This window comes from Dyella choica, from assembly GCF_003977665.1.
Taxonomy (GTDB): Bacteria; Pseudomonadota; Gammaproteobacteria; order Xanthomonadales; family Rhodanobacteraceae; genus Dyella_B; species Dyella_B choica.
In genome coordinates, this window is sequence record NZ_RYYV01000011.1 from 122,807 (window position 1) to 144,853 (window position 22,047).

Annotated in this window: 17 protein-coding genes; 6 read left to right on the top strand and 11 right to left on the bottom strand. The window is 63.0% G+C overall.

Going from position 1 to position 22,047, the window contains the following annotated elements:
• Positions 1-66: 66 nt before the first annotated feature.
• The gene (locus tag EKH80_RS15300; protein WP_126685642.1) at positions 67-360 is read right to left on the bottom strand and encodes a YcgL domain-containing protein; all 294 of its coding nucleotides are present in this window, start codon (positions 358-360) and stop codon (positions 67-69) included.
• A gap of 386 nt (positions 361-746) precedes the next feature.
• On the opposite strand from EKH80_RS15300, the gene EKH80_RS15305 reads away from it, so the two are divergent.
• Positions 747-2,162, top strand: coding sequence for an OmpP1/FadL family transporter (locus tag EKH80_RS15305; RefSeq protein WP_126685643.1), 1,416 nt, complete (start codon positions 747-749; stop codon positions 2,160-2,162).
• 139 nt (positions 2,163-2,301) lie between these two features.
• Here EKH80_RS15305 and EKH80_RS15310 read toward each other — a convergent pair whose 3' ends face one another.
• The 6 genes from EKH80_RS15310 to EKH80_RS15335 form a co-directional block, all read right to left on the bottom strand.
• Positions 2,302-3,426, bottom strand: coding sequence for a hypothetical protein (locus tag EKH80_RS15310; RefSeq protein WP_126685644.1), 1,125 nt, complete (start codon positions 3,424-3,426; stop codon positions 2,302-2,304).
• A gap of 95 nt (positions 3,427-3,521) precedes the next feature.
• Entirely contained in the window at positions 3,522-4,937 is a 1,416-nt protein-coding gene (locus EKH80_RS15315) for a coniferyl aldehyde dehydrogenase (RefSeq protein ID WP_126685645.1), read from the bottom strand.
• A complete protein-coding gene (locus EKH80_RS15320; protein ID WP_126685646.1) occupies positions 4,937-7,396 on the bottom strand; it encodes a TonB-dependent receptor in 2,460 nt (819 codons plus the stop codon). The genes EKH80_RS15315 and EKH80_RS15320 overlap by 1 nt, the downstream gene beginning before the upstream one ends.
• A gap of 54 nt (positions 7,397-7,450) precedes the next feature.
• On the bottom strand, positions 7,451-8,614 hold the full coding sequence (locus EKH80_RS15325; protein WP_230473725.1) for an SO2930 family diheme c-type cytochrome: 1,164 nt from the start codon (positions 8,612-8,614) through the stop codon (positions 7,451-7,453).
• A gap of 12 nt (positions 8,615-8,626) precedes the next feature.
• Entirely contained in the window at positions 8,627-9,862 is a 1,236-nt protein-coding gene (locus EKH80_RS15330; protein ID WP_126685647.1) for a parallel beta-helix domain-containing protein, read from the bottom strand.
• Positions 9,863-10,527: 665 nt separating this feature from the next.
• Complete coding sequence (locus EKH80_RS15335) at positions 10,528-11,274, bottom strand: glucose 1-dehydrogenase (RefSeq protein ID WP_126685648.1); 747 nt, start codon at positions 11,272-11,274, stop codon at positions 10,528-10,530.
• A 99-nt stretch (positions 11,275-11,373) separates the two neighbouring features.
• Here EKH80_RS15335 and EKH80_RS15340 point away from each other — a divergent pair, with 99 nt between their 5' ends.
• Positions 11,374-11,751, top strand: coding sequence for an ArsR/SmtB family transcription factor (locus EKH80_RS15340; RefSeq protein ID WP_126685649.1), 378 nt, complete (start codon positions 11,374-11,376; stop codon positions 11,749-11,751).
• Between the two features lie 71 nt (positions 11,752-11,822).
• Here the strand turns inward: EKH80_RS15340 and EKH80_RS15345 are convergent, their stop codons facing one another.
• The 4 genes from EKH80_RS15345 to EKH80_RS15360 form a co-directional block, all read right to left on the bottom strand.
• Positions 11,823-12,902 (bottom strand): AraC family transcriptional regulator, encoded by a 1,080-nt coding sequence (locus tag EKH80_RS15345; protein ID WP_126685650.1) that lies wholly within the window; start codon positions 12,900-12,902, stop codon positions 11,823-11,825.
• Positions 12,903-13,012: 110 nt separating this feature from the next.
• Positions 13,013-13,771 (bottom strand): TlpA family protein disulfide reductase, encoded by a 759-nt coding sequence (locus EKH80_RS15350; protein WP_126685651.1) that lies wholly within the window; start codon positions 13,769-13,771, stop codon positions 13,013-13,015.
• A gap of 99 nt (positions 13,772-13,870) precedes the next feature.
• A complete protein-coding gene (putA, locus tag EKH80_RS15355; protein WP_126685652.1) occupies positions 13,871-17,026 on the bottom strand; it encodes a bifunctional proline dehydrogenase/L-glutamate gamma-semialdehyde dehydrogenase PutA in 3,156 nt (1,051 codons plus the stop codon).
• Between the two features lie 519 nt (positions 17,027-17,545).
• Positions 17,546-18,412, bottom strand: a complete 867-nt coding sequence (locus tag EKH80_RS15360) for an AraC family transcriptional regulator (RefSeq protein WP_230473727.1) — start codon at positions 18,410-18,412, stop codon at positions 17,546-17,548.
• Positions 18,413-18,700: 288 nt separating this feature from the next.
• Here EKH80_RS15360 and EKH80_RS15365 point away from each other — a divergent pair, with 288 nt between their 5' ends.
• From EKH80_RS15365 to EKH80_RS15380, 4 genes are all read left to right on the top strand, one after another.
• Entirely contained in the window at positions 18,701-19,180 is a 480-nt protein-coding gene (locus EKH80_RS15365) for a DUF2244 domain-containing protein (protein WP_196240398.1), read from the top strand.
• A 19-nt stretch (positions 19,181-19,199) separates the two neighbouring features.
• The gene (gene coxB / locus EKH80_RS15370) at positions 19,200-20,156 is read left to right on the top strand and encodes a cytochrome c oxidase subunit II (protein ID WP_126685653.1); all 957 of its coding nucleotides are present in this window, start codon (positions 19,200-19,202) and stop codon (positions 20,154-20,156) included.
• A 61-nt stretch (positions 20,157-20,217) separates the two neighbouring features.
• Positions 20,218-21,834: a cytochrome c oxidase subunit I gene (ctaD, locus tag EKH80_RS15375; RefSeq protein WP_126685654.1), complete on the top strand. Its 1,617-nt coding sequence runs from the start codon at positions 20,218-20,220 to the stop codon at positions 21,832-21,834.
• A gap of 4 nt (positions 21,835-21,838) precedes the next feature.
• Positions 21,839-22,024, top strand: a complete 186-nt coding sequence (locus EKH80_RS15380) for a hypothetical protein (protein ID WP_126685655.1) — start codon at positions 21,839-21,841, stop codon at positions 22,022-22,024.
• Positions 22,025-22,047: the final 23 nt, after the last annotated feature.

Sequence of the window (22,047 nt, forward strand, 5' to 3'; positions counted from 1 at the left end):
GGGCAGTATAGGAATCAGCAATGCGTCAGACGGTAATCCTTTGTTAACAACCAACCGATGGCGTGCTCATTCATCCTTACGTCCGGATTCCGAAGCAGGCACTTGCGTACCGCCGGCAATCGCCAGCGTTTCCTGCGGCGGCAACTGCAAGTGCCAGCCCTGCGTGCGCAAATGCTGCAGCACCACCTCCACGTTCTCATGCGGCAGGCGGCGTTCCGGGTGCAGTTCCACTTCGAGTACGAAGCGCACATCTCCCAACAGCAGCGCCAACGACGCGGGCAGCACGTCAAATTGATCCTTGCGGTCCAGCCATAAATACGTATCGGCCTTGCGCTGGCTGGCGTAGACGAAGCAATGCATGGCTGGGCCCGCAAAAATCGTAGGGGGTCCGAAGGTTAGCAGCACTGGCTATAAAGAGCGCGGGGACCTGGCGCCAAGCAAGGGGGAGCGTACAGATAACGTCAGGGAAAGGAGGGGGCGTTTTGTAAGATCCCATCGCAGCACAAACCTGCCGCCTGCCGGCGCGCCCGCAGGGCCAGCCCCGTCCCCGTTCAGCATGCTGCGGCCGCACTTGCGCAGCTCGGCCTGACTCGGCAGAGTGCCCGCTTGGGGTATCAAACACATGTATGAAATCTTGTTCGTTTGGGCCCCGCTATGACCCCGAGCCGGGGAGGTGTGCAGCGCCTTCCGGCAAGACCCGGCCTCCACGGCTGGACTAGTCACCAAAAGAAAAGCAGGAGCATGCAATGCACACGTTCTTCCGTAACAACGTCCATGGTGGCCGCCCGTACGCCTTGGCCGCGCTGGGCCTGGCCATTGCCGGCGCTCTGGCCGTGCCGCAGCAGGCTCACGCGAGCTCGTTCCAGCTGAAGGAAGATACCGCGCAGGCCATGGGGCGTGCCTACGCCGGTTCCGCGACCGCCGGTGGCGACGTTTCCGTGGTGGCCAACGCTCCGGCGGCGATGAGCGACCTGAAGGGCACCTATTTCGAAGCCGACGTCACCGCCATCAACTTCAGCGCCCAATATTCCGGCAGCGCGCACGATGCGCTGGGCAACCCGATCAGCGGCGGCAACGGCGGCGATGCCGGCACTACCATGCCGCTGCCTTCGTTCTTCTTCGCCACCCAGCTCACCGACCGTCTGCATGTCGGCGCTTCCGTCACGGTGCCGTTCGGCTTCAAGACCACCTACGACAACAACTGGGTAGGCCGCTACAACTCGATCTACTCCAAGTTCGAATCGCTGGACGGCACCATGTCCGCCTCGTTCGACGTCACCGACAACTTCAGCATCGGCGGCAGCGCCATCGCACAGCGCACCAGCGCCACGCTGACCAATGCGATCAACTTCTCCAGCGTGGCGCTGGGCCTGGCCGGCCCGGGCACTGCGCTGAACCTGCCGGTGAACCAGGTCTATGGCCTGGTGCCGCCCGGCTCCGACGGTCTGGCCCGGATCAGCGGCAGCAGCTGGGCATGGGGCTGGCAGGCTGGCGCCTACTGGAAGGTCACCGCGCAGGACCGGTTGTCGTTCAATTACCGCTCCAAGATCAGTCATCGCCTGCAAGGCACCGCCAATTTCAATGTGCCGGACAACGTATCCGCCCTGGTTGGCCAGCTTGCACCAGCGTTGGGGCTGACCCCCGCTACGCTGCCGTTCCAGCATACGACTGGCACGGCGCTGTTCACTACGCCCTCTACTGCCACGGTCAGCTACTGGCACCAGGAGCAGCAGTTCGGTTTCGGTGCGGACGTGGCCTGGACCGGTTGGGACGTCTTCAAGAACCTGACTCTGAAGTATGGGAACCCGACGCAGCCGACCACCACTCAGCTGTTCAACTGGCATAACTCCTGGTACTTCTCGGTCGGCGGCGATTACTACCTCACCGACAAGCTGACCCTGCGCGGCGGCTTTGGCTACGACACCACGCCGACCACAGCCGCCTATCGCGAACCGCGCGTGCCGGACGAAACCCGCAAGCTGGTGTCGGCGGGCATTGGCTACAAGGCCACCGATCACCTCTCGGTCAACGCCTCTTACGCGCACATCTTCGTGAACCGTGCGGCGATCAATGGTGCGGTGAGCCCTACCAATGACGTGCTTACCGGTTCGTTCGACGATGCCGGCAACCTGTTTGCGCTGTCGGCGGTCTACAAGTTCTAAGCAGGCGGGTTCTAAGCAGGCGGGACGGCAATCCCGGCATCGGGATGCCGCGGGGAAGCCGGGGTTCTCATCCCAGCCTACTCGCTACCTCGTGCAGGCCCCGGAGGCATTCCGCTTCCGGGGCTTTTTGTTTGGCGGCTCATGCATGGCGGATGATCGCAATCACGATTTCCACCACGATCAGCGCAATGATCGCCAGCTCCAGCAATTCCGCGCGTTTGCCGGAAGCTTCCTCGTAGAGCGCCGCATACGTATCGCGAATGATCGCCAGCTTGCGGTCCACCGCATCGCTCACGTGGCGTACCCGGAACAGATCCAGCGCTGCGGCGTAGACCCGAGCCAGATAGACATCCTCGGTGACCTGCAGGGCGTTATCTACCTTTTCGGTAATCTCGGTGACTTCCGCCACCAGCGTGTACAGCTTGCGCGCCAGATCGGCAAAGTGACGCGCTCCCAGCGGATTGCCGGCATGGTAGGCGGCCTCGACCATGTCGTACATGCGCGGCAGTTCGGCGTCCAGCAGCTCATCGTAGAAGCGCATTTCCAGCAGCTGCGCGTTGGCGACCTCCAGAATGTCGATCACATCCGAATCGCCGCGCGGTTCGTAGATGAAGGCGCGATCCCAGGTCAGTACCACCAGGTCGTCGGCGTAATAGGAGAACCGCTGTTGCAGCAGGTCCCTGCGCGCCTGCTCCGACAAGGGCCGTCGTTCGCCGGAGAGCAGCGGCACCAGGTCGATGCGTTCGTGCATCGTGCTGACCGATATGGCTTCGTCGAAGGCGTGCACGATGCCCAGCAGGTAATCCTCGTGCAAGGAGGCGGGACTGGGTCTGGTCAAAGCAGGTAGCAGCGCCGAGCGGACTTGATCCTGCAGCTGCGTCCAGATCGGGCTGTCGGCGCCCGGACCCAAGAGCCCATCCACTGCGTTCACCAGCTGCGAAAACGAGGCCCAGCTGCAGGACGTGACCGGGATCTGCACCGAGAAGGCCACTGCGCCGAAGTCGTAAAGCCTTACCGTGGCATCGGCGCGGAAGTCGCCGTCAAGCAGCGACAGCTCCAGCGAGTCGAGCCTCAGCACAACCGGGGGAACGCCGAACGCCATCGCTTTGGGAGGCGTGCTGGCAAGCTTGCTGCGCATGCTGGCGGGGCGCTGTTGCTGAGCCCACAGCGCCTCCGCGTTGGACAGATCGATCGCATCGGCGATATCGACCAGATGCATGGCGATCACAACGGCCGATTGAACGTTGGGTTGCTCGTACGGCATGACAGACACCCAGGAACGCATCAATGCGTGCCGATACCCTATCCGAGCCGTGTGGCACCGTCGAGGCAGGCGGCGTGGCGCCCGGGATTTTTTATTCAACCGTTACGCAGCAATATCTCCAACAGTTGCCTGAAGCGCTTGCCGTAGGGTGGATTGAACAGGCTCACCCCGTTCAGGCGTGCTTGCCGGAATACGGGTTTCATATGCGAGAAAGTACGGAAGCCTGCCTCGCCGTGATAGCCGCCCATGCCGGAAGGTCCCACGCCGCCAAACGGCAGCTGATGCTGGGCGATGTGATAAATCGTATCGTTGAGCGTGACGCCGCCGGCATGCGTGCGGGCCAGCACCTGGTCGATGCGTTCCTGATTCTGCTCGAACAGATACAGTGCCAATGGGCGTGGATGACTGGCCACGTACTCGATGGCCTCGTCCATCGTGTCGTAGGGCACGAGCGGCAACAAGGGGCCGAAAATTTCTTCCCGCATCACCGGCATGTCGTCGTTCACGCCGATCAACAATGTCGGCGTCAGCACACGCTGCTCCGGGCGATCGGCCACCTCACTCAACTTTTCGCCGCGCGCACCGGCACTCACCGCGCCATCGCGTAAATCGACCAGGCGATGATAGTGGCGATCGGTGGCGATGCTGGCGTATTGCCGATTGTTGGCGAGGTCCGGATAAAGGCGCGCCGCAACTTCGCGTGCCGCCGACGTAAAGCGGGCAAGCTCTGCGCGCGGAAGCAGCACGTAGTCGGGGGCGATGCAGGTTTGTCCGGCGTTGATCAGCTTGCCCAGCAGGATGCGTTCCACCGCATGCTCGAAGCGCGCCCCCGGGCCGATGATGGCCGGCGATTTACCGCCCAGCTCAAGGGTGACCGGGGTGAGATGGGCCGAGGCGGAGCGCATCACGTGATGGCCAACGGCGGTAGAGCCGGTAAACAGCAGATGATTGAACGGCAGCGCAGCGAACGCTTGCGCCACTGTCGCATCGCCGTTGACCACGATCACCTCGTCAGGCTGGAAGTGCCGCGCGATCAGCTCGGCGAACAGCTGCGAAAAGCGCGGCGTATATTCGCTCATCTTCACCATCACCCGATTGCCGGCGGCCAGTGCGTCGACCAGCGGCCCCACGGCGAGGAACAGCGGATAGTTCCAGGGCACGATGATGCCGACCACGCCCAGTGGTTGCGGACGCAGTTCGGTGCGGGCCGGCAGAAAAGCCAGGCTCGCCATGCCGCGCTTGGGTTTCATCCAGCGCCGCCCGTGGCGCAGGGCGTGGCGGATCGCCGACAAGCTGGGAAACACCTCCAGCAACTCGGTTTCCTCGCGTGGACGGCAGCCGAAATCAGCGTCGATCGCCGCGGCGATCTGCTCGCGATGCTGGCTTACCGCCGCTTCCAGGGCGCGCAGGCGACGCGCGCGGGTGGGCCAATCCGGCAACGGCTCGCGTGCCTGCACGATGCGCAAGCGCTGCAGTTCATTGGCGGGGTCGAGTCGGTCCGGCAGGTTCATCAGAATTTCGCTCGCAATTCCACGCCGTAGGTACGCGGCGGCGTAATGGTGGCATACGGCGTCCCGAAATCATTGGTGCTGTCGTTGCCGATGCCGAGCACGTAGCGCTTGTTGAACATGTTGTTGACGAACAGGCCTGCACCCCAGCGTTGGTCCGGCGTGTGCCAATCCAACCGGGCATCAGTGCGCTGTTGGGAGGCTCCAAGCTTGAACGCGGTAGTGGCGAAGCAGCTGCCCTGGAACTCCGAATCGGCATTGCAGCGGCTGTGGCCACGATAGGCGTATTGCAGGTTGAGTTCCAGGTCGCCGTGATAGACGCCGTGCCAGGTGTAATCGAGGCCGGCCGTGGCTGAGAGCAGGGGTTCGCCAGTGGGTTGCCCGTCGAGCACGACGCCCGAGGTGGATGTGCCGTGAATATAGCTGCTGTCGATATACGCGACGGTAAAATTCAGCCGCAGCGCATCCGTGGGTTGCCATTGCGCTTCCAGGTCCACGCCGTGTGCATGCTGGTCGGACGTCTCCACGGTATAGAACGGTACTCCCGAGCCCGTCGAATTGGGGTTGAGCACCGAGGACTGCAGGTTCGAATAGCGGTAGTAGTACACCGAGGCGTTGACCAGCAGGTTGTACTGCGGCACCACGGCTTTGATGCCGCCTTCGTAGTTCCATACCTTTTCCGGCGCATACAGCGAGCCGACCTGCAGGCTGTTGTAGCCGCCGGCCTTGTAGCCCTTGGTTGCCGATAGATAGGTCATGAGATCCGGAGTGACCTTGTAGCTCAGCACCGCGCGTGGACTGAAGTCATGCCAGGAGTGGTGCACCGGCACCCATTGTCCCACCGCATTGGGAAAAACAATGTTGCCGCCGAATGCCGCCAGTGCCTGCTGCGCCTGCGGTGGCAGGAACGCATAGATGCCGGTGGAAACGAGTTGGGCCACGGTCTGGTCGAAGGCATTGGCCTGGCGCAGCGGCGTGTACCAGGTGAAGTCCTTCTTGTCCTCGGTGTAGCGCAGGCCGGTGGTGAGGTCCAGCTTGTCGTTCAAGTGCCAGATCACGTCGCCGAAAGCCGCATAGGCGCGGAACTTGCCGACGTTGTCGATTTGCTCGTTCCACGGATCTCCCAGCAGGCTGTAGGGAAAGCCGAAAGCCTGCAGGCCCTGGGTGATCCCGGTCAGCGGCAGTCCCACCCCGTTCACGTTCTGCGCCAGGGTATCCAGGCTGCTGGTATTGGTGTTCACCTGGCTGGTCTGGCGTGCCTGCTCGGAGTAGAAACTCACCCCGGACACCCAGTCCATCAAATCGTTTTCGCCGGACAGCTTCAATTCCTGGTAATAGCTGTTGTTGTGCTCGATGTTGGCCGTATCCAGATAGCTGACTACATGGTTGGTACCGTCGTTGTCTTCGTCATTGAAGGTGTTGAAGTGGCGCCAAGCCGTGATGGAGGTAAGGCTGCCCCAGGAGAAAGAGTGATCGACGATCAAGGTGGAGCCGTCGAAATGCCGCCATTCGCGCGCGTGGATCGCATCGTTGAAGAGCGGTGCGCTGAGCGGATTCAAATAAGTGGCGGGGTTGGGCGGAAACGGCGGTCGCTGGTTGGGGTCGCTGGACAGCGGCACCAGGCCGACCGCCGGACGCGGCGGTTGATCCAGCCGTTCGTGGTCCCACGACCACAGCAGGCGCGTATTCGGTGTGATGTTCCAGCGATAGACGACACGGGTGCCCCAGTCGTCGTTCTTGCCGTAATGCTGGCCGTTGGCCTGGTCGCGGATCCAGCCATCGCTCTGGTTGTCGAGGACGCTGACGCGCAGCGCCATGTCGTGATTGAGCGGAATGTTGACCAGTGCGCTCTCGTATCGCAGGCCATCGTTGCCGAAACGCAGCACGGCCTTGCCCTCGAACTTGTCAGTGGGCTCGTTGGTGACGATGGAGATGGCGCCGCCGGCCGCATTGCGGCCGAACAGCGTGCCTTGCGGGCCTTTCAGCACTTCGATGCGATCGATGTCGTTGAACGCCAGCAGGGCGCCGCCGGAACGAGCAGCGTAAACACCATCGATATACACGCCTACCGCCGATTCGGTACCGATGCCGAAGTCGCTGGTGCTGATGCCGCGCAGCGAGTAATTGGGCTGCGTGGGCTGGCTGCCATCCACCACCAGGCCGGGCACGAACAGGGAGATCTTGCTCAGGTCCGTGGCGGCCTGCGTGTCGATCTGTTTCGCGGTGAGGATCTGCAGCGCTATCGGCACCTGCTCCATTTGTTGTGTACGGCTCTGTGCCGTTACCGTCACATTGCCCAGTTGCTTGGCCTTGTCGGCATCCGGCTGGCTTTGCGTACCCGTACTGCCGTTCTGCGCGGCGGCTTCACCCAAAGCGGAAAGCGGTACGCACATCAGCAGGGCGGCCCCGCCGAACAGCAGGTGGCGCACGCAAGCGGACAGTGCTCGTTGGCGAAACATCATGTTGTTTTCCCCTCCCCTCAAGAACCAAGGCCTTCCGGCCGCTGCATGAAGTTGTTAGTGCAAGATCAGGCATTCCCCGGATTGCGCCGCAATCCACGCCCTGATCAGCGCAAGTCCTTCCTTGTGCACGGTGCTGCGCCCGATCTCCGGCATCATCGTGCCCGGTTCGGCCGAACCGAGCCGGTAAGGCAGGATCGAGTCGTCGGGACGACCGGGCATGATGTCGAACAAGTGATCGCCCGTGCCTTGTCCTGCCGCTGTCGGTGGCTTGCACAGGCCGATGTGGCGGTCTTCTGGCGTTGCGATATCCAGCGTCAGGCCGGTGGTGTTGGCCGCGCCCTTCGGGTTGTGGCAATGGCCGCAATTGATATCGAGATAAGCCCGCGCGCGTGCATCGAGCGAAGCATGCGCGTCCATCCAGTTGGCGTTGCGGGGTGCATCGGCCGGTAGCGGCGCACCGGTGAGATAGCCTACACGCATCAAGTGCGCAAGCTGATTTTCGTCGCCATCGGCATAGCGATAGTCGCGATTGAGGTGGCGCGCCTTCGGTCCGATCGGTTGCAGCGCGCGCGTGGTCCAGTCACGCGCATGGCAGCTAGCGCACTGGCTCTGGTCCGGTACCACGTAGTTGAAGTTCTCGCGTTCGCCGTTGTCGTTCACCAAGGTAAGCGCCTGCACGTCACCGGTGCGGGCGAGCAGGGCCTCGGTCTGCTCGGCGTTCCAGACATAAGGCATGGCTATCCAGCCGTCCTTGCGCCGTACCAACAGACGCGTCTCGACCAGATGCACGTCGGCGAGCTTTAGCCCCTGCCCCGGACCCGCGAAATCGCGGCTGGTGTCGTAAGTACGCGCGACATCCGCGGTGTTGCGCGCTTCGCCTTTGGGTAGCGGGTAGAAAAAGGTCTTGCTGATGATGGTCCCCACCGGAAAATCGAAGGTATCGGTGGGGCTGTATCGCGCCGATACACCCTTGGGCATCCAGATCGTGCGCAGCTTGTGCGCGTAATCAGTGAACAGCGGCGTGTTGAGTTCGTACGGCACCACGCCCTCGTTCAACTGCAATAGCCCATCGCGGGCTTCCACCACGTGCCAGTCGCTGAGTTTTTGCGGGTAACCCTGGGTCTGGAAGGCAACCGGCTGCATGCCGTGGTGGCAGGCAGCAAGGGAAAGCAGCGCGAACCACAACAGCAGTCCGCGCATCCACATCTTCATTGGCATCGGCAAGGCTCTTTAGACTTTCGGTGCCGGGTTCAGCGCCACCGGCGGCAGGCTGGGCAAGCTGCACTGGAAGGGTTTGGCATCGGTGTTCGGGTTCTTGTAACCATGCGGGCCGTCGGCATTGAGCACGCCGTTGGCATCCTGGATGCAAATGCGATCGTCCGCTGGCGGCAGCCCGTCCGCCGCGGTCTTCGGATCGGCATAGCCGTCCCACAGCACGTCTGGGAAATTGCCGGTGAGGCCGTAGACCGCGGCCTTCAAGGTCTTCAGCTTCAGGCCGTCCGGTGAGTCGCCGCCACCCTTGAAGCGGTTGCCATGCACATAGATGCCTTTCGGGTAAGGGTTGTAGTCGGCTGCGACGCCGCGCGTGTTGTAGTAGTTGGTGGAAAAGTAGCTGGAGATGATCACGTTGGCCGTCTGACTGTCGGCAATGTCATTGTCGAAGATCTCCACCTTGTCGTTGGAATTCACCACCACGCCGGAGCCTGCCGGCACGCTGGCCACCGCGGCCCCCTTCCTGGCGAAGTTGCCGGTGTTGTTGGCGAACACCTTGTTGTGGAACACCCGCGTGGCATGACCGGCCTGCGACAGGTTCGGCATGTTGAACACCAGGATGCCGCCGGTGTTCCTGGTCGCTGTGTTGTCGTACACGTCGGCATTGACCGAGTTCTCGATCTCGATGCCGGCCACGTTCTGCTCGGCGCGATTGCGCCGCACGACGATGTTGTTCGACTGGCCCACGTAGATCCCGGCGTCCGAGGCGCCGATCACCACCGAATCTTCCACCAGCACGTTCTGCGTCTTCACCGGATACAGGCCGTAGGCGCCGTTCGTGCTCTTGGGTCCGCCGGTCCATTCGATGCGCACGGCGTGGATGGTGATGTTCTTGCCCTGGTTGATCTTCAGCGCATCGCCCATCGTGTCCTCGATGGCGAGGTTCTCGATGGTGAAATCATCGGCATTCACCAGCAATCCCTCGGGGCCGACGATCTGTCCCTTGAACGACAACACGGTCTTGTCCATGCCCGCGCCACGGATGGTTACGCCATTGGTGCGCAGGCTCAAGCCCCGTTTGAGCGCGTAGTGTCCGGCCGGGATATCGATCACACTGCCGGGCTTGGCATCGAGCAGCTGCTGCTCCAGCTTGCTTTGGAACGAAGCGTCGCCCTGGCTCTGCGCGGCGTTCTCCTGATGGCCGCAGGCGGTCAGCAGCAATGAAAGGGCGATCAGGCAACCGGTCTTGCGCATGTGAACGTTTCTCCCTCGCGCCATACCAGCGCGTACCTTCGCACTGTCCCCCAAGCCATGTGGGCAGGGGGAGGGCGAAAGGGACGGCTAGGGGGGGCAATCAGGCCAGCGTGCGGGGGAATGCCGGCTCCCATCTTGGCGGCACCCGGATTGGGGCGATCGATCTGTTTACATGGGTTGAAATAATTTCAAATCTGGCTTGTGAAGATATCGCTTTTAAGCCAGATGGCCAGGCATTAACTTGATGTCAGATCAACATCAAGGGAGACCGTCATGCGTTCCGCCTGGTTGGATCAGCTGTTGGGCAATCGCCGCACCGGCGGCCATGGAACGGCCCGGACCATGGTTCTTGCGTCGAAGGGACGGCGTCGGGGAGCAAAAGACCGGGCCGTTCGCGCCGCCGTTGCCATCCCCTCCGCATCATCGGCTCCGCCCAGGAAGGCGCGTCTATGCCTTGGCATTGGCGACGGCACCCTGCGCACTCAGTGAAAATACGCCGCGCATCGAGCGGTTGCGGTCACTATCGAGATTTCTGGATTGACGATTTCTATGTCTGGCTGCAGGCGCAGGGCTTGCCAGGCGTCCAGTGAGTCACGCTTCGTCGTATCACTTGCGCGCCCCGGGCATTGCCGGGACGCGATCATGGAGTTCGATCGTCAAGCCGATCAGCGTGCGCCGCCGCCGGCGTACAAACGTTCGCCGGTCAGCCAATAGGAATCGTCGGAAGCCAGGAAGACGGCGATCGAGGCGATGTCGTTCGGCTGGCCGATGCGGCCCAGCGGGGTGGTCGACAAGGCGTATTGCTCGAAGTCGCCGCCGATGGCGCCGACGGCGTGCGTACCCTCAGTCTCCACCATGCCGGGATTGAGTGCATTCACGCGGATCTTGCGCGGGCCCAGCTCCTTCGAGAGCACGCCGGTGATCGCGTCCACCGCACCCTTGGTGGCGGTGTACACGGCGGTATGCGCGGGCACGATGCGCGAAACCAGCGAACCGATATTGATGATGCTGGCGCCTTCGCCCAAATGCTTCACGGCTGCCTGGGTGGTGAGCAGCAGGCCGCGCACGTTCACGTTGAATTGCCGATCGTAGTGTTCTTCGGTGATGTCCTCGATCGGGGCGAACTCGTAGACGCCCGAGTTGTTCACGAGGATGTCCAGACGCCCGTAGTGCTTGATGGCGGCCTCGACAATGGCTTGTGCGTCAGCGGCTTTGGAAACATCGCCTTGCACGGTCACGGCCTTGCCGCCGGCGTTCACGATCTCGTTGACCACCGTGTCGGCGCCGGCCTTGCTGGAGGCGTAATTGACGACGACCGACGCGCCTTCCGCGCCCAGCGCCTTGGCGATGCCTGCGCCGATACCTTTGGATGCGCCGGTGACGATGGCGACTTTGCCTTTGAGCTTGCTCATGGTCATGTCCTGGTAGATGGAAATCGCGGTTCTGAAATCCTGTAGTTCGTAACTTATGAACTATAGAACTAGAAATCAAGTGCCTATAAAATACCCGTCATGCGGCCGCTGGTTCATCCATCCATCGAAGACATTACCGTCGAGGGCATCCTGCACGCCCTGTCCGACCCCGTACGTGCCGCCATCTACGCAGAACTGGCCGTATCCAGCGGTGCCACGTGCTCCAACTTCCTGAAGATCAGCGATCGCGACATTCCCAAGTCCACCCTTTCGCAACATTTCCGGGCGCTGCGCGAAGCAGGCCTGATCCGCAGCGAGCGGTATGGCGTGGAGATGCGCAACAGCACGCGTTGCGAAGAGATCAACCGGCGATTTCCAGGACTGGTGATGGCGATCATGCAGGCGCATCAAGTACAGGCTGCTGAGCGCCTGCAAGCAACGAAGCGCAAACCAGCCACCAGAAAGAAAGCCGGTTGAGCGTAGGCTGGGATGGTAATCCCAGCAATAGTGTGTGGCATGAATGGCGAGGCTGGGTTTGACAACCCAGCCTACGGCAGGCTTCGCCGCGCCAGCTGCGGCGGCATGCCGGTCCAGCGCTTGAACGCCCGCCGAAACTCGCGCGGGTCGCTGAAGCCCAGCTCGATGCCGATTTCCGCCACGCTCAACTGACCGGCGTGCAGCAATTCCAGGGCGCGCTCGGCGCGCACCCGATCATGGATTTCGCGAAAGATCCGCCCGCTCTCGGCGAGCCTGCGGCGCAGCGAGCGTTCGCTAAGGTGCAGGCTGCGGGCCACCTCGATCAGCCGCGGATGTTCGCGCAGGCGACTGCGCAACAGGCGTTCGACCGAAACCACGATTTCGTCGGAAGGACTGCTGCCGCGTAGCTGCTGGTGGCATAGCGCCAGGGCTTGTCGCGATGTAAGCGGGTTGTAGCCGGGCAACGGATGGGCAAGCCAGCCGACGTCCACCACGATGCGGTTGTATTGCGCGCCGAAACGTATATCGCATTGAAACGTTGCCACGTACTCGGCGGCGTGAGCGGGCGGCGGATAGGTGAGCTCCAGGCGCACCGGCATCATCCTGGAGCCGATCAGCTCGCGTGCGATCGCTAGGCAGCTGGAGAACAGTTCCTCGCACAGAAACGGCAGCAACTCGATTTCGCCGAAGCGAGGCCATGCCTGGACGCCCACCGTGTGGTTGTCCACGGCGGCGAAATCCACATCGAGCAGGCTGCCGCAGATCCGATGGTTTTCGATGCCTACGCCCATGGCTTCGCCGAAATTGCGCGAGGTCATCATGGCCAGGCCCAGCAGGCCGAAACTGCCGATGGTTGCATTGCGCCCGATCAGCAGGCCCAGTGCCGGCAGGTGCAGGCTGCGCAAGGCACGGGTGATCAGCGTGCGGGCCTGCCGGTAGGAGACGCGCGAACTGGGGTCGTTCATCTGCTGCCGGCTGAGTCCCAGGCCGCCGAACCAGGGCTCGCTGGGAATGCCGTGCTGGCTGGCGAATTCGGTGAGATGCACCAGTATGTTGGGTGGGATGTCGGCAGCTTGCGCGCGCGGGTCGGGCTCGATCGCCGCCGATGGCACGCGCCGAGTTTCGCGTAATTCGAATGCCGCCTGTGACATGCCGGACCTTCCCCCGTGCCAATCCCGATGGCGCAGAGGTGTGTTCTAGCACGGGTGGCGGCGGGGTGGTTGGCGCGGCGCACAAGTGCGGCGCCAAGGGCGTCGCGGCGTTACCGCTGCGCGGGCTTTCCATCCGGCGGCGGTGCCATGGCCGCGCGTTTCCATTGCTCGATCCAGCCGGCGAGATCGGCCAGGCGCTTGGCGGGTTCGTCCTGCATCGACGTGCCGACGGCGGAACCGGCTACTTGCCCGTCAGGGGTGAGCAGCATCAGGGTGGGGTAAGTACCGACGCCCAATGTGTCAGTCAGCGCCTGGCCGTGATACAGCACGTTCCAGCCCAGGCCGCGCTGACTCACGAATTGGCGTGCGTTATCGGCGTTTTCGAATGTGATGGCGATGAAATTCATATCGCCGTGCTCGCGTGCGTAAGCATTAAGCGTAGGTACTTCGGCGATGCAGGGGGCGCATTCGGCGAAAAAGAAGCTGACCAGGGTGTAGCGACCGTGGAAATCACTCAGCCGTTGGGTGGCGCCACGCAGGGATGGCAGTTCAAAAGGAGGAAAAGTGTCACCGCGGCCGAACGCGAAGCGGCCGGGTTCACCCGCGCGAGCGCCGGCCGGGCGCAGGCGCAACACCGCCATGCCAGCCTGGGTGTCGCGTGTCACGCTGTAGTGGCGACGCCCATCGTGCATCTGCAGCGCAAAGGCAGCGTAGTCGAGTGGCTTGCCATTGGCGTCTAGGTACTGAACCCGAGGCGTGGCACCCAACTGCAGGGAGGCGAGGAAGGGTTGTTCGTCTTGACCGACGTTTGCCGCGTGCGTGATAGCCGTGAGGCATGCAAGTGACAACAGAAACGTTAAGCGTCGCATAAGTGTTTCAGGCGTTGATCACGGCCGGGACAAGCGGGCTTCACCCCACCCCCTCCCCTACTACACGTAGGGGAGGGGGTGGATGATGGCGAGAGTGAATTACTCGCCAATGGTCAGCAGCGAAGCGTTGCCGCCGGCTGCTGTGGTGTTGATGGTGAGCGTGCGTTCGGTGGCGAACTTCACCAGATAGTGCGGGCCGCCCGCCTTGGGGCCGGTGCCCGAAAGCGACTCGCCGCCGAACGGCTGCACGCCCACCACGGCGCCGATCTGGTTGCGGTTGACGTAGCAGTTGCCGACACGCGCGTGGCTACGGATGTATTCCACGGTGTCGTCGATGCGGCTGTGCACGCCGAGCGTGAGCCCGTAACCGCTGCGGTTGATCTGCTCGACCACTTGCGCCAGTTCGCTGCCTTTCCAACGGATCACGTGCAGCACGGGGCCGAAGATTTCGCGCTTGAGCACGTCCAGCGAGGCAATCTCGTAGGCGCGTGGCGCAAAGAACGTGCCGTGCGAGGTGTTGGACGGGTCGAGCTTGGCCTCGGCGATCTTCTTCGCTTCCTGGTCCATGCGCGCGGCATGGTCGAGCAGGATCTTCAAGGCGTCGTCGTCGATCACCGGGCCCACGTCGGTGGACAACTGGCCGGGATCGCCGACTTTCAGCTCGGCCATCGCACCGGAGAGCATGCTGATGACTTTGTCCGCGATGTCTTCTTGCACGAACAGTACGCGTGCCGCCGAGCAGCGCTGGCCGGCCGACTGGAAGGCGGAGGCGATCACGTCCTTCACCACCTGCTCGGGCAGGGATGAGGAATCGGCAATCATCGCGTTCTGGCCGCCCGTTTCCGCGACTAGTGCGGCGATTGGAGCATTGCGCGCGGCAAGCGCGCGGTTGATCGCCCAGGCGGTTTCGGTAGAGCCGGTGAAGGCCACGCCGGCTACGCGCGGATCCTTGGTGAGCGCGGCGCCCACCACGGCGCCGTCGCCCGGCAGATACTGCAGCACTTCGGCCGGTACGCCAGCTTCATGCAGCAGCTTCACTGCGGCATGGCCGATCAGCGTCGTCTGTTCAGCCGGCTTGGCGATCACGCTGTTGCCGGCGGCCAGCGCAGCGGACACCTGGCCGAGGAAGATCGCCAGCGGGAAATTCCACGGGCTGATACAGACGAACACGCCGCGCCCGTTGAGGAACAACTGATTGTTTTCGCCGGTGGGTCCGGGCAGTTGTTCCGGATGGCCGAACAGGCGGCGCGCCATCGCGGCGTAGTAGCGCAGGAAGTCCGCGGCCTCGCGAATTTCGGCGATCGAATCAGGCAGGCTCTTGCCGGCTTCGCGTACGCACAGGGCGATGAATTCGCTACGACGCGCTTCGAGCTGCTCGGCGGCATGTTCCAGGATCGCGGCACGGCTGGCCGCGGGCAGGCGATCCCAAGCAGGCTGCGCGGCGACGGCATTGGCCAAAGCCTTGTCGACCAACGGTGCGTCGGCGCTCACGTAGCTGCCCACCGCCTGGCGGCGATCGACCGGGTTGGTCACCTGCACGGTGGGGCCCTTGCCTTCGCCGCCCGGTACCAGCGGACCGGCGGTCCAGGTACCGGACTTCGCGTTGACCGCCTCGGCGAGAGCCTTCAGTTCGTTGTCGTTGGAGAAATTGACGCCCATGGAATTCTTCCGAAGTTCACCGAAGAGATTGACCGGCACAGGAATGCGCGGATGCGGAATGGAGGCGAAGCGGCGCACCGTTTCGCACGGGTCGGCGACGAGGTCGCGCACCGGCAAGGTTTCGTCCACCACGCGGTTGACGAAGCTGGTGTTGGCGCCGTTCTCAAGCAGGCGGCGCACCAGGTATGGCAGCAGGTCCTCGTGCGTGCCCACCGGCGCGTACACGCGGCAGGGCACGTTGAGGTTCTGCTTGCCGATCACTTCGGCGTACAGGTCCGTACCCATGCCGTGCAGGCGCTGGAATTCGAACGGTCGTCCCCGCGAGATGTGATGCACGGCGGCAATGCTGTGCGCGTTATGCGTGGCGAACTGCGGATAGATCAGTTCGGAACCCGCGTCGAACAGCTTGTGCGCGCAGGCAAGGTATGACACGTCGGTATTGGGCTTGCGCGTGTACAGCGGATAGCCGGACAGGCCCAGTTCCTGCGCGCGCTTGATCTCCGCGTCCCAGTACGCGCCCTTGACCAGGCGCACGTACCAGCGGCGGCCGGAGGCGCGCGCGGTTTCGATCAGCCAGTCGATCACGAACGGCGTGCGCTTGGAATACGCCTGCACCACGATCCCCAGGCCGTTCCAGCCTTGTAGCGACGGATGCGCGAAAACATCGCCGATGATGTCCAGCGACAGCTCCAGGCGATCGGCTTCTTCAGCGTCCACGGACAGCGCGATGCCTTGCTTCATCGCCAGCTGCGACAGTTCCAGCAGCTTGGCGGTGAGATCGCGACGGGCACGCTCGCGATTGGCCACTTCATAACGCGGGTGCAGCGCGGACAGCTTCACCGAAATCGACGGCGCGTCCGTGTGGTTGGCGAACGGGCCGCGCGCGCCGATGCGTGCGATGGCGTTGCGGTAGTCCTGTTGGTAGCGCTCGGCCGTTTCCGCTGTGAGCGCGGATTCGCCCAACATGTCGTAGGAGTAACGATAGGCGGCGTATTCGCCCTTGCTGCAGCGGTCCAGCGCTTCGTCGATGGTGCGGCCCATCACGAACTGGTGACCCATGATGCGCATCGCCTGGCGCACGGCAAGGCGGATGGCCGGCTCACCCGCACGCCCGACCAGGCGGCGCAGGGCGCCGGTGAAGTCGTGGCGGGTTTCCTCGGCCAGGTTCACCAGCTTGCCGGTAAGCATCAGGCCCCAGGTGGAGGCGTTGACGAACAGCGACTCGCTCTGGCCCAGGTGCTTCTTCCAGTTCGCGTCGCCGAGCTTGTCGCGGATCAGCTTGTCGGCGGTGGCCTTGTCAGGAATGCGCAGCAGGGCTTCGGCCACGCACATCAGCAGCACGCCTTCCTCGCTGGAAAGGTCGTACTGGCGCATGAAGGATTCCACCGCGCTCTGGTCCTTGGCGCGCAGGCGCACGCGGCTGACCAGGTCGGCCGCGAGGTCGATCACTTTTTCGCGCTCGGTCGGGGGCAGCGTGGCCTGGGCGAGCAGGTCGTTCACAGCTTCCGTTTCATCGCGCAGCCAGGCGGCGGTGATGCGCGCGCGGGCCGGCTCGACGCTGGTCGGCAATTCGGGAGTAAGAATGGATTGGGTCACGATGGCGTGGCTTCGAAAAGAAACGAAAGCTTAGGGTGAGCCCGCGATTGTAGGCGGGGCGGAGCGCAAACGCATCCGTATCGAAGGGGAGAGCCGGGCGGATTGAGGTTTTGACCGATTCAAGGCGCTGCGTTTGGCACATCCACTTCAAGCGGATGCTCCATACCAAGGGGCCTGATGAAGAAGGTAGCGACCTGTTGCACGGCTTGCGCATGAATCCTCGCGCGGTCGGCGCCGGGCGAGTCACGGCGCCCCTTCATGCACCTGATTAGCGCTATGTCGCAGCTGGCGTGTATCTGCTCCCTCCCCTACGTTTAGTAGGGGAGGGTTGGGGTGGGGTGAAGCAACCTCGCGGTGAGTTCAAGCACTGCAGCAAGCTCGTGCAACCCCACCCCAACCCTCCCCTGCTGCCGAGCAGGGGAGGGGACCGCCTATCGTGCAGCTGAGACTCGACGCTAATCAGGTGCTTGCAGGGGAGAGAGCAGATACCCGCCAGCTGCGACATAGCGCTAATCAAGTTCATGCAGGGTCCCCGCGGATCGGTATGAGCAAATCCGTCACGCTGTTGCTTTGCGATTCGGAAGTGTCAGGTGCGACGTAGAGTTCCAGCACCGGGCGATGGTCGGGCTCGTAGCCGCTTTGCGGCAGCCACTGGCCAAATAGGGTCTGGAAAGTGGGAGCGATCAAAGCGTAGGGGCCTATCAGTCGATACGCCGCATACAAGCCGCCCTCGACCCGGACGGCCTCCAGCGGCATTGGTGCCGGCACCGATTCGGGCGGGAGCAGGCCAGCAAAATAAGTGAAGCCGTCCTTGTCTTCAGGATCACCGTAAGCGATGCCTACACATTGGCTGCGTGGAAACCATGGATGGCCGCCAAGCAGGCGCAGCAAGGTCTGGTAGCTATGCGGAATGCCGGCGACGGGGCCGGCATGGCGCAGGCACAGCACTTCCATTGGCGGCATCTCGCGTAGCGTCAACGCGCGTAGCGCCCTTTCCTGGCAGTTGCCTGGCGGGCTGCCCAAGTCCCGTTGCCGCTGAGAGAACACACTGGGTGTCAAGCCGGTGAAGTCACGAAACGCGCGTGCAAAGGTCTGCGCACTGTCATAGCCCACGCTGAGCGCGATCGAAGTGACGGATTCCTTTGCATCGGCCAGCCGTTGCGCAGCGCGCGCGAGCCGCACGCGTTTGACGGTCACGGCGACGCTTTCGCCGGTGATGGCGCGATAGATGCGATGAAAGTGGAAGCTGGACAGGTGGGCGAACGCCGCCAGGCTGTCCACGGTATGCGGCGCCGCCGGATCGATGAGGATGGCCTCGACCACCTGGGCGATGCGGCGGCGATAATCCTGTTCGGTGTGGGCTTTCATGCTGGCGAGAATAGTCACTCCCTGCACCCTGCGCGTTGCATGGATTGCTGAATTTGCCGTTCTGCCGGGCGCAGGGCTTCGCAGCACGGCGTACGGCCCGTGGACGGACCGGAGCGACGACGCTGCGCGATCCGTGCCGCGTTTTTCTGCCGAGACAAATTGTCGCGGCCCGCCGTCGCTGGCGACATAGCAGCGCAAATCACACATGCGCAAAGAAAATTGCCGCTTGCACTGCGCTGCGCCTGTCCTTGCCCGACTTCACGACGCGGCCTATGATCGGACACGTTCCAGGCACGCTGGACTTCCATGATCGTGCTTCGACCAGCCCTCGGCGGCCTGCCGTGCGTGGTGTGGCTTCGGCCCAATCGCGTACTCAGCCGGCGTGGCCTGCGTCGCCTGATCCTGGTGCTGGCTGCACTGGCGTTGATAACGGCAGGTCTGGGAGCGTGGCAGGGCGACGTCTTCGCCCCACTGTTCGCCCTGATCGAGGCTTCCGCCGTGGCCATCGCCTTGAGCGTGGCATGGCGGGCCGGCGACCGCAGCGAACGCATCACCCTCGACGCGGCGTCGGTGGAGGTGCAAACCCTGCCGGGGCGCCGCTGCACGCGTTTCCAGCCCTACTGGGTGCGCGTGCTGCTGGAATCAGGGGAGGGGCGTTACCGATTGTTGTTGTCGTCGCACGGACGCAAGCTGGAGGTCGGGGCTTTCCTCACCGACGAGGAACGCACCGAGCTGTTCCGGAAACTCAGGGCGCTGCTGGCCGATCTGAAGGCTCAGCGCAGGTAGGTTCAACAAAGGTGCAAACATGACAGCTGGCGGTATCGGGAAGCATGGCATCAGGGTTGGGAAGCACTTCAAGCATGCAATCGGGGCGCTAATCGCAGCCTCAGGTCTGTTCGGCGGCGCCGTCCTGGCCAATCCGCAGCCCGGCCAGATGAACCTCACGCCCGGCGTGACGACGTATTCGGAAATTCCCTACGCACTAAGCAACGATGGAGCGATCGTGTGCGTAGCGATCGGCATCCTGGTGTTCGGCGCGATGTTCATCGCCATGTACCGCTTCCGCAAATCACGCGGCGCGGTGCCGGAGAAGTGGTCGCACAACACCAAGCTCGAAATCGTGTGGACGACGATTCCCGTGATCATCCTTGTTTGCCTTGCCTGGCTGGCGACCGACGGCTTGCGCAAATTCTCCGACACCACCGGTTCGCAAATGACGGTGAAAGTCACCGGCTACCAGTGGAAGTGGCGCTACGACTACGTCGATTACCTCGGCAAGCCGCTCAGCCACGTCGGCTTCATGTCCAAGCTGGACGATCGCAGCAACGCCACCCGCCAGCTCGATTCCGGGCTCGATCCGTATGCCGTGAAAGTGGGCGACGAGAACACCTATCTGCTGGACGTCGATCATCCGCTGGTGGTCCCGGTCAACACCAAGATCCGTTTCGTGATCACCGCCGACGACGTGATCCATTCCTGGTTCGTGCCTGCGCTGGGTTGGAAGATGGACGCGATACCGGGCGTGGTGAATGCGGCGTGGACCAACATCACGGTTCCTGGCGTGTACCGCGGCCAGTGCGCCGAGCTGTGCGGCCAGGACCATGGCTTCATGCCGATCGTGGTGAAGGCCGTATCGAAGGAAGACTTCGACAAGTGGCTGGCCGATCAGCAGAAACCGGCCGCGCCCGCACCGGCAGCCACGGCGGCAGCCCCCGCCCAGGCAACGGCGCAGCTTGCACCGAAGCAGACTTCCCAGGGTTGATTTCTCGGCTGCCCAAAGCAGTTCACGACCGAAGCACTCATTGAGGTAGAGGTTCCAGGCCATGGCCCACGCAGCCACCCACGATGAACACCACGACGAGCATCACGAGCATCTGAATTTCTTTCAGCGCTGGGTGATGTCCACCAACCACAAGGACATCGGCACGCTGTACCTGGTCTTTTCGCTGCTGATGTTCTTCATCGGCGGCAGCTTCGCGATGGTGATCCGCGCCGAGCTGTTCAAGCCGGGCCTGCAGCTGGTGCAGCCGTACTTCTTCAACGAAATGACCACCATGCATGCGCTGGTGATGATCTTCGGCGCGGTGATGCCGGCCTTCGTGGGTCTGGGCAACTGGATGATCCCGCTGATGGTCGGCGCGCCGGACATGGCGCTGCCGCGCATGAACAATCTTTCGTTCTGGATCCTGCCGTTCGCTTTCGCACTGCTGCTTTCGACGCTGTTCCTGCCGGGTGGCGGCCCCGCTGGCGGCTGGACGATGTATCCGCCGCTGTCGCTGCAGAGCGCCTCGACCGCCTACGTGGTCTTCGCGGTGCACCTGATGGGTATCAGCTCGATCATGGGCGCGATCAACATCATCGCCACCATTCTCAATATGCGTGCGCCGGGCATGGACCTGTTGAAGATGCCGGTGTTCGTGTGGAGCTGGCTGATCACCGCCTTCCTGCTGATCGCGGTGATGCCGGTGCTGGCCGGCGCGGTGACCATGCTGCTCACCGACAAATACTTCAATACGCACTTCTTCGATGCCGCCGGCGGCGGTGACCCGGTGCTGTTCCAGCACGTGTTCTGGTTCTTCGGTCACCCCGAGGTGTACATCATGATCCTGCCGGCGTTCGGGATCATCTCGGAGATCATCCCCACTTTCGCCCGCAAGCCGATCTTCGGCTACAAGGCGATGGTGTTCGCGATCGCCTCGATCGCGTTCCTGTCGTTCATCGTGTGGGCGCACCATATGTTTGCGGTAGGCCTGCCGCTGGGTGCGGAAATCTTCTTCATGTACGCCACCATGCTGATCGCGGTGCCGACCGGCGTGAAGGTGTTCAACTGGGTCGCGACCATGTGGGGCGGCTCGATGACCTTCGAGACGCCGATGCTGTTCGCGGTGGCGTTCGTGATCCTGTTCACCATCGGCGGCTTTTCCGGCCTGATGCTGGCGCTGGTGCCGGCGGACTTCCAGTATCACGACACCTACTTCGTGGTGGCCCACTTCCACTACGTGCTGGTGACGGGCGCGATCTTCGCCATCATCGCGGCCACGTATTACTGGATCCCGAAGTGGACCGGTCACATGTACAGCGAGTTCTGGGGCAAGATGCACTTCTGGAACTCGGTGGTGTGGGTGAACGTGTTGTTCTTCCCGCAGCACTTCCTTGGCCTTGCCGGCATGCCGCGCCGCATTCCCGATTACAACGTGGCCTTCGCCAACTTCAACATGATCAGCTCCATCGGCGGCTTCCTGTTCGGCGCCTCGCAGCTGATCTTCGTCGGCGTGCTCATCCATTGCGTGTGGTTCTCCAAGAAGAAGGCCACCGATCGCGTATGGGAAGGCGCCAAGGGCCTGGAATGGACGGTGCCGTCGCCGGCGCCGCACCACACCTTTTCCATCGCGCCGGTGGTTCATGACGAGGAACTGGCGCACGGACACGTCGAGGACTGATCGCATGCAGCTGGATCATCAGACGCTCGAATCGGAACAGGCACAGCGAGTGCGCCGTGCGCGGCGCACTGCGGCGGCGGTCGGCATCGTCGCCCTGGTGGTGTTCGTGGTCTCGATCGTGCAGATGTTCTGGCTACAGCATCATCCGCAGGCACATGCGCAGGCAGTCAAGGAAGCGCTCATGCAGTAACCGCCGTGGCGGCGGGGCACGTA